This window comes from Sphingomonas sp. M1A8_2b (assembly GCF_053345535.1).
The window spans coordinates 1,562,749-1,574,578 of sequence record NZ_JBKFAH010000001.1; the positions used below are offsets into that span (position 1 = coordinate 1,562,749).

Here is an 11,830-nt window from a genome sequence, read left to right on the forward strand (position 1 = left end):
CTTTTGCCGGGATGACGGGGGTGTGGCTGAGGTGACGGCGGCGTTTGAGACTTGTTCTAAAGCCCAGCGCCCGCCAGCATTGCCGACGCACCCTTTTCGGCCTCGTCGGCAAGCCCGCGGAACATCCCGAACAGCTCGCGACCCATGCCGCTCACCGGTGGCGGTATCGCGACCATCTCGCGTGTTGCCCAGACGTCCGCATCGACCAACGCCTCGAGTGTGCCGTTCACCGCGTCCACCCGGATCATGTCGCCATCGCGGATCAACCCGATCGCACCATCGAGCAGCGCCTCGGGCGAGCAATGGATCGCGCACGGCACTTTCCCGCTCGCCCCCGACATCCGCCCATCGGTGACCAGCGCCACCTTGAACCCGCGGTTCTGCAGCACCCCCAAAGGCGGCGTGAGCTTGTGCAATTCCGGCATCCCGTTCGCGCGCGGCCCCTGGAAGCGGACGACGACGACGACGTCCTTCTCCAGCTCGCCGCGCTTGAACGCCTCGATCACATCGAGCTGATCATCGAACACCATCGCAGGCGCCTCCACGATCCAGCGCTCGCGTTCGACTGCGGACACCTTGATGCACGCCCGGCCGATATTGCCCGCGAGAATCCGCATCCCGCCATCCGGCGAGAACGGCGCGGTGGCAGGGCGCAGGATGGTCTCGTCGCCGCTGTCCGGCGTATCACGCCAGGCCAGTGTGTCGCCCTCGACGACCGCGGTCTTTGCGTAGGCCGACAGGTCCTCGCCACCGATCGTCATGATGTCGCCGTGCAGCAGCCCCTCGCCGAGCAGTTCGCGGATCACATAGGGCATGCCCCCGGCTGCCTCGAACGCGTTCACGTCGGCCGAGCCGTTGGGATACACGCGCGCGATCAGCGGGACAGCGCAGGAAAGGCGGTCGAAATCCTCCCAGTCGATGATGATCCCGGCCGCACGAGCGATCGCCGGCACGTGGAGCAGATGGTTGGTCGAGCCTCCCGTCGCGAGCAGGCCGACCGCAGCATTCACGATCGCCTTCTCGTCGACGCAATGTCCGAGCGGCCGGTACGAATCGCCGCGTGCGCCGATCTTCGCCAGCCGGTGCACCGCCGCCCGAGTCAGTTCCTGCCGCAGCTTCGTGCCCGGATTGACGAACGCCGCGCCCGGCATGTGGAGGCCCATGACCTCCATCATCATCTGGTTGGTGTTGGCCGTGCCGTAGAAGGTACACGTGCCCTTCGAATGATACGCGCCGATCTCGGCTTCGAGCAGTTCCTCGCGCCCGACCAAGCCCTCAGCGAATTTCTCACGAACCGCCGCCTTGGCCTTGTTCGGCAAGCCGGTCGGCATCGGTCCGCCGGGGATCAGTACCATCGGCAGATGCCCGAAGCGCAGCGCGCCCATCAGCAACCCGGGGACGATCTTGTCGCAGATGCCGAGCAACGCGGCGCCCTCGAACGTGCCGTGCGATAAGGCGATTGCAGTGCTCAGCGCGATCGTGTCGCGGCTGAACAGCGACAGCTCCATCCCCGGATAGCCCTGCGTCACGCCGTCGCACATCGCCGGCACGCCGCCCGCGACCTGCGCGGTCGCACCGGCCTCGCGTGCCCAGATCTTCATCAGCTCCGGGTAGCGATAGTAGACGGCGTGTGCGGAAAGCATGTCGTTATACGCGGTGACGATACCGATGTTCATGCCGGCATCGGCCTTCATCGCGTCGCGGTCTTCCTCGGTCCCGGCATAGGCATGCGCGAGGTTCGCACAGCCCAGACCCGGACGCCGGACCTGCGCCGCCGCCTCGCGCTCGATCAGCGCGAGGTAGGCGGCGCGGCTGTCGCGCGAGCGCTCGATGATCCGGTCGGTGACCGCGGAGACAACGGTGTTGAGCATCGTCACGGCGCCCAGTGCACGTCAACCGGCAGCTCGACCTCGGCCAGCACGCGGCCGATCGGGTAGGACGACGACGGCCCCTGTTCGATCGCCTGCTCGAGCACCTTCTTCTTCGCGTCGCCGGTGATCATGATCATCAGCGCCTTCGACGATGCGATCGCCGCCGCCGACAGCGTCACGCGCGCCAGCGGAGCCTCGGGCGGCAGCGGGGCGGGCATCACGCCGAGCGCACGACGCTCCTTCGGACCGCTCAGCGCCTCGTCGTAATCGGGGCCGGGGAAGATCGATGCGGTATGCCCGTCGCCGCCCATGCCGAGCAGGCAGAAGTCGAGCGGCCAGTGCAAATCCTGCATCAGCGCATCCGCCGAGCGACCGGCAGCCTTGTAGTCCGACATCGCCTCGGGGACGATCGGTTTCACGCGCGCGCCCTTGGGCAGGAAGATCTTCGCCAGCGCGGTCACGTTGGACAGCGGATCGCCGAGCTTCACGATGCGCTCGTCGCCGGGGATGATCGTGACCTTCTTCCAGTCGAGCTTCGCCTGGGCGAGCTTCTCATATGCGGCGAACGGCGTCTTGCCGCCCGCCAGCGCGATCACCGCCGAGCCGCGCGCGTCGAGCGCACTCTCGATGACGAACTGGATATCGCCCGCGACTGCGTTGGCGAGCTCGTCCGCATCGTCATATTCCCACCATTCGATCTCGGTCATATATCAATCCATTCGTCATGCCGGACTTGTTCCGGCATCCACTTATCCAAACTCACCGCGCTCATGTTGCACGGTGGACCCCGGAACAAGTCCGGGGTGACGGTTAGTCGTCCTGCCAGGTCACGCCATCGCGTTCGGTGAGTGCGATCGCCGCGGACGGACCCCAGCTGCCCGACGCATAGCTTTTGGGCTTCATCGCGTTGGCCTTCCAGCCCTCGCGGATCGCGTCGATCCAGGTCCATTGCGCCTCGACCTCGTCGCGCCGCACGAACAAGGTCTGGTCGCCCTCGATCAGGTCGAGCAGCAGCCGCTCGTACGCTATCCGTCGCCGCGTGCCGGCGAACTCGGCGTCCATGCTGAGGTTCAGCGGCACTTCGCGCAGGCGGACGCCGTCGCGATCGAGACCAGGCTCCTTCGCCATCACCAGCAGCTGGACATATTCTTCCGGCTGGAGGCGAATGATCAGCATGTTGGGCTGCAACAGGCCACCGCGCCCGGCGAACATCGAATGCGGCACCGACTTGAACTGGATCGCGATCTCGCTGCGGCGCGCGGCCATGCGCTTGCCGGTGCGCAGATAGAAGGGCACGCCGCGCCAGCGCCAATTGTCGACATGCGCCTTGATCGCCACGAATGTCTCGGTGTTCGACGGCTCGCCGAGCTCGTCGGAGTAGCTCTTGACGAACTTCCCCTTCACCGCGCCTTCGCCATATTGGCCGGTGACGGTGACGTTCGGCACTTCCTCGGGCTTGATCAGGCGCAGCGACCGGAAGACCTTCGACTTTTCGTCGCGGACGTCGGTGCCCTCGAAGCGTGCGGGCGGCTCCATCGCGATCAGCGCGAGCAGTTGCAGCATATGGTTCTGGACCATGTCGCGCAGCGCGCCGGCGCTTTCGTAATAGCCGGCGCGCTCCTCCAGGCCGACGGTCTCGGAGATCGTGATCTGGACGTTGTCGATCCCCTGCGCGTTCCACACCGGCTCGAAGAACGAGTTGCCGAAGCGCAGCGCGAGGATGTTCTGGACGGTTTCCTTGCCGAGATAATGATCGATCCGGTAGGTCCGGTCCTCGGGGAAGGCCTTCGCCACCGCGTCGTTGATCTCGCGGCTGGTGTCGAGGTCGTAGCCGAGCGGCTTCTCGAGTCCGACACGGACCGTCTCGCCGGCGAGGCCTACCTTGTGAAGCCCTTCGATCGCCGATTCGAACAGCGACGGCGCGGTCGAGAGGTAGATTGCGAGGCCGCCGGAGATATCGCCGATCTTGTCCGCCAGCGGCTGGAACGCGGCGGGGTCCGACAGATCGGTCGCCTGATAGAACAGCCGGTCGAGGAACGTCCCGATCGCGCTCTCGTCCTTGCGATCCTCGGGCAGGAACTCGTCGAGCGCCTTCTTCGCGAACTTGCGGTAATCCTTGTCGTCATGCTCGTGACGCGCAGCACCGGTGATCGTCAGGTCTTCGGGCAGCAACCCATCGGCGTGCAGGCCATAGAGCGACGGCAGCAGCATGCGCTGCGCGAGATCGCCGGTCGCGCCGAACAGGAGCAGCTTGGCTACGGGATTACGGTGCATGAAAGCTCCTGGAACTAGCCGGTTTCTTTAGAAAACCAGGCCGGCGACCGGGTCGACCCCGGCCATGATGTTGAGGTTCTGGACCGCGGCGCCGCCGGCACCCTTGCCCAGATTGTCGAGCGTCGCGATCAGCCGTGCATGGCCGACCGCGTCGTTGCCGCAGACCCGCAGAGTCAGCCGATCGGTCCCCGCATTCTCCTCGATATCGACCGCGCCGATATCGCCGGGGGCGACCGAGACGAGCTTCGAGCCATCGAACGCCGCGCGCAGCACGTCCTCGATCGCAGCGAGCGACGGGCGGCCGGGCAGGGCGTGCAAATGCAGCGGCACCTCGACGACCATGCCGCGATAGGTGTTGGCAACCGCAGGCGCGAAGATCGGCGCGTGCGCGAGGCCCGCATGCTGCGTCATCTCGGCGATATGCTTGTGCGCGAGGCCAAGCGCGTAGGCGCGGAACGCCGTCGCAGGCTCGCCATTCTCGAACGCGGCGATCATCGCCTTGCCGCCACCCGAATAGCCCGAGGTCGCGTTGACGCTGAGCGGAAGATCGGCGGGAATAAGTCCGGCGCTGACCAATGGCGCGATTAGCGCGAGGAACCCGGTGGGGTAGCAGCCGGGGTTCGACACGCGCATCGCGGTCGCGACCTTCTCCGCCTGACCCGGTAATTCGGGGAAGCCGTAGGTCCAGCCATCGGCGACGCGGTGCGCGCTCGATGCATCGATGACTCGCGTGCGTTCATTGTCGATCAGCGTCACCGCCTCGCGCGACGCGTCGTCGGGCAGGCAGAGGATAACGAAGTCGGCATCGTTCAGCGCCTCGCGACGCGCAGCCGGGTCCTTACGCCGATCCTCGGGCAGCAACGCCAGCGTGATGTCGGTCCGACCCGCAAGCCGTTCGCGGATCTCAAGACCGGTGGTGCCGACCGCGCCGTCGATGAAGACCGTGGTCATGCCGCGTCCGTCGTCGACAGGTCGAGCGCAGCGGCCTCGACATAGCCGACCAGCCCGCTGGGACGCGCAACGCCCCATGCGGAAACGCCGGCAATCTCCAGCACTTCGAAACTGTCGCCAGGGTTGAGGTCGACCATCGTATCGCTCGCTTCGTCTCGTCCGCTGCGCAACAAAGCTGTGCGCGCGACGGGCCGTATCATCGGCACCGCATAGTGTGGAGCGAATACGTATTCGGCGAGGCGAATATCGGCGATATCGCGGCGAACGGCGTGTGTGCGCGGGTCGAGCTCGACCGAGCGGCCCGTCAGCGCAAAGCTCGTGCGGGCCTTGTCGTCGAACGGCTCAAGCGTGAGCGGCGTGACCGTTGGAGCCGGCTGGGGCGGGGCCGTCGCCGATGAATTGCCCGAACTCTTCAAGAAAATCTGCCCCTTCGGTGGTGCGCGCGACGAAGATGTTACGCTTGTCGCTATCGTCGCGTTGCCGGCGCAGATAGCCGAGGGCACCCAATCTGTTCAAGGCGCGCGTGACGACCGGCTTCGATACGTTCAGCGCACGCGCCAAGCCGCGTACCGTGTGCGGCCCCGGTTTGAGGTAGACGAGCAGTAGCAATGCCATCTGACGATTGGTCAGATCGGGTTCACCCGAGCGGACATAATCCACCAGAGCGGTCATCCAGGTCGATAAGGTATTGGCTGCCATTGATGCCACAGCGTTGATCCGCCATCTGAATTTATATGCACGATACCCAGTCATGAGCGTCATTACGGGGTCACAACGCCCCCCGGACGTCATGTTTCCGTCGTTTTGCGATTGGCTTGCGATATGCGGAGCCCGTGTTGCGGTTGATCGAAACCTCGGTGTCGCCTATGTGCGCGCCTTCGCAAAAGTTCCGGGGTTTTCCGCGCAATGTTCGCCTTCCTGCTCGTCATCCACGCGATCATCGCGGCCGCCCTCGTCACGGTGATCCTCATGCAGCGGTCGGAAGGCGGCGGTCTGGGCATGGGCGGTAGCCCGTCCGGCCTGATGTCGGCCCGCGGCGCGGCCGATTTTCTGACCCGCGCGACCGGCGTCCTCGCGACGATGTTCGTGCTGTTCTCGATCCTGCTCGCGGTCCTCGCGGCGAATCACCGCACCACGACGATCGACACGTCGCTCGCCCGCACCCCGGCGGCGGCAACGACCGTCCCGACCGCGCAGCCCAAGGGCGACGCGGCACCGTTCGCCGGTGGCGCCGAGAACGCTGGCGTACCCGCCGGCACGACCAAGCCCGCCGACAACGGCGCGGTCCCGCTAGCCAACTAAACACTCCATTCGCCGATAAATGGCCCCTGCGTGATCCGCGGGGCTCTTGTCGTTCGTCCCCAACACACGCTACGAGACTCTTCCCATGGCTCGGTACATTTTCATCACCGGGGGCGTGGTTTCGTCGCTCGGTAAAGGTCTCATGGCGGCATCGCTTGCCGCTCTCCTCCAGGCGCGCGGGTATACCGTCAGGATTCGGAAGTTCGATCCGTATCTGAACGTCGATCCCGGTACGATGTCGCCGTATCAGCACGGCGAGGTCTACGTCACTGACGACGGCGCCGAGACCGATCTCGATCTCGGCCATTACGAGCGCTTCACCGGCGTTCCCTCGCGCCAGTCGGACAACGTCACCTCGGGCCGCATCTACCAACAGATCATCACCCGCGAGCGTCGCGGCGACTATCTCGGCGCCACTGTGCAGGTGATCCCGCACGTCACCGACGCGATCAAGGCGTTCGCCCGCGCCGAGACAGACGGCATCGATTTCATCCTCTGCGAGATCGGCGGCACCGTCGGCGATATCGAATCGCTCCCGTTCATCGAGGCGATTCGCCAGCTCAAGAACGAGGAAGGCCGCGGCAACGCGATCAGCATCCACGTGACGCTGGTGCCGTACATTGCGGCTGCGGGCGAGCTGAAGACCAAGCCGACGCAGCATTCGGTCAGGGAACTCGCAGCCTTGGGCGTGCAGCCGGACGTGCTCGTCTGCCGCTGCGAGCACCCGCTGCCGCCGTCGGAGCGCGCCAAGATCGCGCTGTTCTGCAACGTCCCCGCGAGCGCGGTGATCCCCGCGCTCGACGCGAAGAGCATCTATGCCGTCCCGCTCCAGTATCACGGCGAAGGCCTCGACATCGAAGTGCTCCGCGCGTTCGGGATCGAGCCCGCCGAGGCGCCCGATCTGTCGCGCTGGACCGAGATCATGGACCGCCTGACCAACCCGCAGGGCGAAGTCACGATCGGTGTGGTCGGCAAGTACGTCGGTCTCCAGGATGCGTACAAGTCGCTCAACGAGGCGCTGGTCCATGGCGGCATCGCGAATCGCGTGAAGGTCAACGTTCGCTGGATCGACGCCGAACTGTTTGAGAACGCCGAAAGCGACATCGCCGGCCAGCTCGAGCCGTGCGACGCGATCCTCGTCCCCGGCGCGTTCGGCGAGCGTGGCGCGGAAGGCAAGATCGCTTCCGTCAAGTTCGCGCGGGAGCGGAAAATCCCGTATTTCGGGATCTGCTTCGGCATGCAGATGGCCTGCGTCGAGGGCGCCCGCGATCTCGCCGGGATACCCAATGCGTCGTCGACCGAGTTCGGCCCGACCGACGAACCGGTGGTCGGCATGATCACCGAATGGATGGGCCGCGAAGGTCTCGAAACCCGTGCGGCCGAAGGCGACATGGGCGGCACGATGCGGCTCGGCGCGTATGACGCGAAGCTCACCGGCAACAGCGTGGTGGCGTCGATCTACGGCGGTACCGAGATCTCGGAGCGCCATCGACACCGTTACGAGGTCAACACGGGATACAAGGAAGCGCTCGAACAGGGCGGCCTCGTGTTCTCAGGCATGTCACCCGACGGCACGCTCCCCGAGATCGTCGAACGCCCCGATCATCCCTGGTTTGTCGGCGTCCAGTTCCATCCCGAACTGAAGTCCAAGCCGTTCGATCCACACCCCCTGTTCGCCAGCTTCATCGAAGCCGCGGTCAAGCAAAGCCGCCTAGTCTGATCTTGGTGCCGCCTTTCCAGAGGAAGGCGGCGACCTGAGCGGACCCCAACCGCTCAGCGCGCGTTAATGCGCGGCGTTGCACGATTGCGCTGCGACGCCGGGAAGGGCTGTAGTTGGAAGCTCCCGCTCTTCCCGGTCCGCGCCTTCGGACAACCGCGCCCCTTGCGTACCCCTCAGTTGCAGCGCAGGCTGCTTAACTCAGGATAAGCAAGGGGTTGCGTGATGTTCTTCGTTCGGCAAGGCCCGCTTTGGTTCCGGGTGGTGACGGGAGCGCTGGTCTTGTGGGGACTGGTCTGGTGCTTCGGCTGTTTCCAGCAATTGCGACTGGGACCTGAAGCGAACGGGCTTGGCCTGATCATCGATGCTGTTCCGCATCCGGCATTGCCGCTCTGGTACGATCCGCTGTTCGCGGTCTCAGCCGTCACCGGGCTGATCGGCGCAGTCCTGTTGTTCATGCGCCGCGGGCGAGCGCAGCCTTATCTGGTTGCCTCGCTGATCGCGAGCCTAGTCCGGTTCGGCTGGCTTTTCGCCTCCACCGATATCGTCGCACAACAAGGTATGGTCGCGACGCTGGGCTTCCTGATCGTCGTCATCGCAGTCTTCGCGCTTTGGCTGGTCGGCCATGCCCGGGCACACCGTTGGGTCGTCTGAAATATCGGCGGCTGGGCGAGCGCTGCGACTGTCGCTAGAACGCGCGGATGTCCACGACCTATACGCTCGACACCGCGACGAGTCGCGCCAACCCGACGCCTGCGCCGCTCAAGCGCCTTACCGTCCCGGCGATCCGTCGCCAGAAGGGCACTACCCCGCTCGTCATGTTGACGGCGTATACCGTGCGCAACGCGCAGCTGCTCGACCCGCACTGCGACATGCTGCTGGTCGGCGACAGCCTCGGGCAGGTGATTTATGGGCTGCCGTCGACCGTGCCCGTGACGCTCGAGATGATGGCCGCGCACGGTGCCGCGGTCGTGCGGGGCAGCTATCACGCTGTGGTCGTCATCGACATGCCGTTCGGGAGCTACGAAGCGTCTCCGGAAAAGGCCTTCGAGAGCGCGGCGTATCTGCTGAAGCAGACCGGCGCGGCGGCGGTGAAGCTCGAGGGGGGCACGGCGATGGCGCCGACCGTGAAGTTTCTGACCGAGCGCGGCATCCCGGTTATGGGCCATGTCGGGCTGACCCCGCAGGCGGTCAACGTGCTCGGCGGCTATGGCGCGCGCGGCCGCACGCCGGAGGAGGCTGCGAAGATCGTCGAGGATGCCCGCAGCATCGCCGAGGCGGGCGCGTTTGCGCTCGTGATCGAAGGCGTGGTCGAGCCGATCGCGATCGAGATCACCAACACCGTCGCGTGCCCGACGATCGGTATCGGCGCGTCTGCGCAGTGCGACGGGCAGGTCCTGGTCGCCGAGGATATGCTCGGGCTGTTCGATCGCACCGCCAAGTTCGTGAAGCGGTTCGCCGATATCGCCGACACGATTTCAGCGGCGGCGCAAACCTACGCCGAGGACGTCCGGACCCGCACATTTCCGGGGCCGGCGCAGGTCTATGCTCCCAAGGATTGATCCGCTTCCGTTTCGGTCCCGGCGCGGCTAAGGTCCGCGCCGCCCACCCCTTCACTTATTCCGGAGCTGTCCTTGGCCCTCCCGCCGAAAACCGATGAAGCATTCCTGCGCGAGGTCGACGAAGAACTGCGTCGTGACAAGCTCGCCGGGTTCTGGACGACCTGGGGCCTGTGGGTCGCGGCCGGTGTCGTTGCCGCGCTCGCCGCCCTTGCCGGTTTTCTGTACTGGCAGCATCACAATGGCGAAGCTGCCGGCGTCGAGGGCGAACAGCTCCAAGTAGCCTATGATGCACTCGGCGCGAACAATGCCGCCGCGGCCGCCAAGCCGCTCGCCGAACTGGCCAAGTCTAATCGTGACGGCTACCGCGCGCTGGCGCAGTTCACGCAGGCCGATGTGCTGCTTCAAAAAGACGACCTGAAGGGCGCCGCCGCCAAGCTGGGCGCAATCGCCGCGGATACGTCGCTCGCCAAGCCCTTCCGCGATCTCGCGCTGGTGCGTCAAACCTCGGCCGAGTTCGATACGCTGAAGCCACAGGTCGTGGTCGAGCGGCTGCGGCCTTTGGCTGTACCCGGCGGCGCATGGCTCGGCAGCGCGGGCGAGATGGTCGCGATCGCCTATCTCCGGATGAACCAGCGTCAGCAGGCCGGCACGATGTTCGGCCAGATCGCCCGGGATGCGAACGTGCCCGACACAATCCGTCAACGCGCGGTTCAGATGGCGGGCGTACTGGGTGTCGACGCGGTTGCGAACACCGAGGCGCGCGCCGGAACCACTAAAACGGCTGCATCAAACGAGGATACCAAGGCGCAATGATGAAGACATATCGGGTGACGGTGGCCGTCGCTGCGCTGGTGGCCTTGAGCGGTTGCGGAATTTTCAAGAGCGGCGGCAAGAAGACGCCGACTGTGGGAGACCGCGTATCGATCCTGGTGTCCGAGAACGAGGTCGAGACCGACAAGACGATCGCCGACGTCCAGGTCCTCTTGCCGGCGCCTGCGGTCAACGACGCATGGGCGCAGCCCGGCGGCAATCCGGCCAAGTCGATGGGCCAGCTCGCGCTTGCCGACCAGCCCAAGCGCGCGTGGCAGGCGTCGATCGACGGCGGGTCGAACCGCGAACGGCTGGGCGCGCCGCCCGTCGTCGCGGACGGCATGCTGTTCGTAAGCGACGTCACCGCGACGATCCACGCGTTCAAAGCCGATACCGGCGCGGCGCTCTGGAGCTCGGGTATCACCGAGGGCAAGATCAACCGTGCAGCCCGCTTCGGCGGCGGCGTCAGTTATGACGACGGCAAGCTGTACGCCACCGACGGCGTCGGGGATGTCGTCGCAATGAACGCCGCCGACGGCAAGATCCTGTGGCGCGCCAAGCCTGGCGCTCCGCTTCGCGGCTCGCCGACCGTCGCGAACGGCGCGGTTTATGTCCTGACCCAGGACAACCAGGTGTTCTCGCTGAACCAGACCGACGGCAAGGTCCAATGGGTCCAGTCGGGTACGCTGGAAACGCAGGGCGTGTTCGGCGTCGCGGCACCCGCGGTAAGCCAAGGCACTGTCGTCGCGGGCTTCTCGAGCGGCGAACTCAGCGCGTATCGCTACGAAAATGGTCGTATCCTGTGGCAGGATGCGCTCTCGCGGACCTCGATCACGACCTCTGTGTCGAGTTTGTCGGATATCGATGCGGCGCCGGTGATCGACGGCGGCCGGGTCTACGCGGTCGGGCAGGGTGGCCGGATGGTCGCGCTCGAGCTGGCGACCGGGCAGCGGCTCTGGGAGCAGAATTTCGCCGGTATCTCGACGCCGTGGATTGCCGGCGAATGGCTGTTCGTGGTCACCGACGATGCCAAGCTCGTCTGCCTCTCGCGGTCCAACGGCAAGGCGCGCTGGATCGCCCAGCTGCCTCGGTTCCAGAACGAGAAGAAGCGTAGCAACGCGATCACGTGGTTCGGGCCGGTCCTGGCAGGCAATCACCTTGTGCTGACCAATTCGCGCGGCGAGATCGACTTCGTCTCGCCAACCGATGGCACGATCAGCTCGACGATCGAAACCAAGACGCCGTTCTCGCTGTCGCCGATCGTCGTGAACTCGACGCTCTACACGCTCGACCAGAAGGGTAAGATCACCGCGTACCGGTGATCTCCGCTCCCCTCTCTTCGG

12 protein-coding genes are annotated in these 11,830 nt (G+C 65.6%); 6 read left to right on the top strand and 6 right to left on the bottom strand.

Features of this window, described 5'->3' with window-relative positions; all coding sequences use genetic code 11:
- Positions 1-56: 56 nt before the first annotated feature.
- The 6 genes from edd to ACLBWL_RS07335 form a co-directional block, all read right to left on the bottom strand.
- Positions 57-1,871, bottom strand: coding sequence for a phosphogluconate dehydratase (edd, locus tag ACLBWL_RS07310; RefSeq protein WP_447791521.1), 1,815 nt, complete (start codon positions 1,869-1,871; stop codon positions 57-59).
- A 2-nt stretch (positions 1,872-1,873) separates the two neighbouring features.
- Positions 1,874-2,578, bottom strand: coding sequence for a 6-phosphogluconolactonase (pgl, locus tag ACLBWL_RS07315; protein ID WP_447791523.1), 705 nt, complete (start codon positions 2,576-2,578; stop codon positions 1,874-1,876).
- 103 nt (positions 2,579-2,681) lie between these two features.
- Positions 2,682-4,145: a glucose-6-phosphate dehydrogenase gene (gene zwf, locus ACLBWL_RS07320; RefSeq protein WP_447791525.1), complete on the bottom strand. Its 1,464-nt coding sequence runs from the start codon at positions 4,143-4,145 to the stop codon at positions 2,682-2,684.
- A 27-nt stretch (positions 4,146-4,172) separates the two neighbouring features.
- Entirely contained in the window at positions 4,173-5,096 is a 924-nt protein-coding gene (gene argC, locus ACLBWL_RS07325; RefSeq protein ID WP_447791527.1) for an N-acetyl-gamma-glutamyl-phosphate reductase, read from the bottom strand.
- The gene (locus tag ACLBWL_RS07330) at positions 5,093-5,512 is read right to left on the bottom strand and encodes an SH3 domain-containing protein (protein ID WP_447791529.1); all 420 of its coding nucleotides are present in this window, start codon (positions 5,510-5,512) and stop codon (positions 5,093-5,095) included. Before ACLBWL_RS07330 ends, argC begins: the two co-directional genes overlap by 4 nt.
- The gene (locus tag ACLBWL_RS07335; protein WP_132897785.1) at positions 5,439-5,768 is read right to left on the bottom strand and encodes a MarR family transcriptional regulator; all 330 of its coding nucleotides are present in this window, start codon (positions 5,766-5,768) and stop codon (positions 5,439-5,441) included. Before ACLBWL_RS07335 ends, ACLBWL_RS07330 begins: the two co-directional genes overlap by 74 nt.
- Positions 5,769-6,002: 234 nt before the next feature.
- Between ACLBWL_RS07335 and secG the strand changes: the two genes are divergently transcribed.
- From secG to ACLBWL_RS07365, 6 genes are all read left to right on the top strand, one after another.
- Entirely contained in the window at positions 6,003-6,398 is a 396-nt protein-coding gene (gene secG, locus ACLBWL_RS07340; RefSeq protein ID WP_133018938.1) for a preprotein translocase subunit SecG, read from the top strand.
- A gap of 85 nt (positions 6,399-6,483) precedes the next feature.
- Positions 6,484-8,118 (top strand): CTP synthase, encoded by a 1,635-nt coding sequence (locus ACLBWL_RS07345; protein WP_093399282.1) that lies wholly within the window; start codon positions 6,484-6,486, stop codon positions 8,116-8,118.
- Positions 8,119-8,337: 219 nt separating this feature from the next.
- Positions 8,338-8,769 carry a hypothetical protein gene (locus tag ACLBWL_RS07350; RefSeq protein WP_447791532.1) on the top strand — a complete coding sequence of 144 codons (432 nt, stop codon included), beginning with the start codon at positions 8,338-8,340 and terminating at the stop codon, positions 8,767-8,769.
- 47 nt (positions 8,770-8,816) lie between these two features.
- Complete coding sequence (gene panB, locus ACLBWL_RS07355; RefSeq protein WP_447791534.1) at positions 8,817-9,677, top strand: 3-methyl-2-oxobutanoate hydroxymethyltransferase; 861 nt, start codon at positions 8,817-8,819, stop codon at positions 9,675-9,677.
- A 72-nt stretch (positions 9,678-9,749) separates the two neighbouring features.
- The gene (locus ACLBWL_RS07360) at positions 9,750-10,490 is read left to right on the top strand and encodes a tetratricopeptide repeat protein (protein WP_447791536.1); all 741 of its coding nucleotides are present in this window, start codon (positions 9,750-9,752) and stop codon (positions 10,488-10,490) included.
- Positions 10,487-11,809, top strand: a complete 1,323-nt coding sequence (locus tag ACLBWL_RS07365; RefSeq protein ID WP_447791538.1) for an outer membrane protein assembly factor BamB family protein — start codon at positions 10,487-10,489, stop codon at positions 11,807-11,809. Before ACLBWL_RS07360 ends, ACLBWL_RS07365 begins: the two co-directional genes overlap by 4 nt.
- Positions 11,810-11,830: the final 21 nt, after the last annotated feature.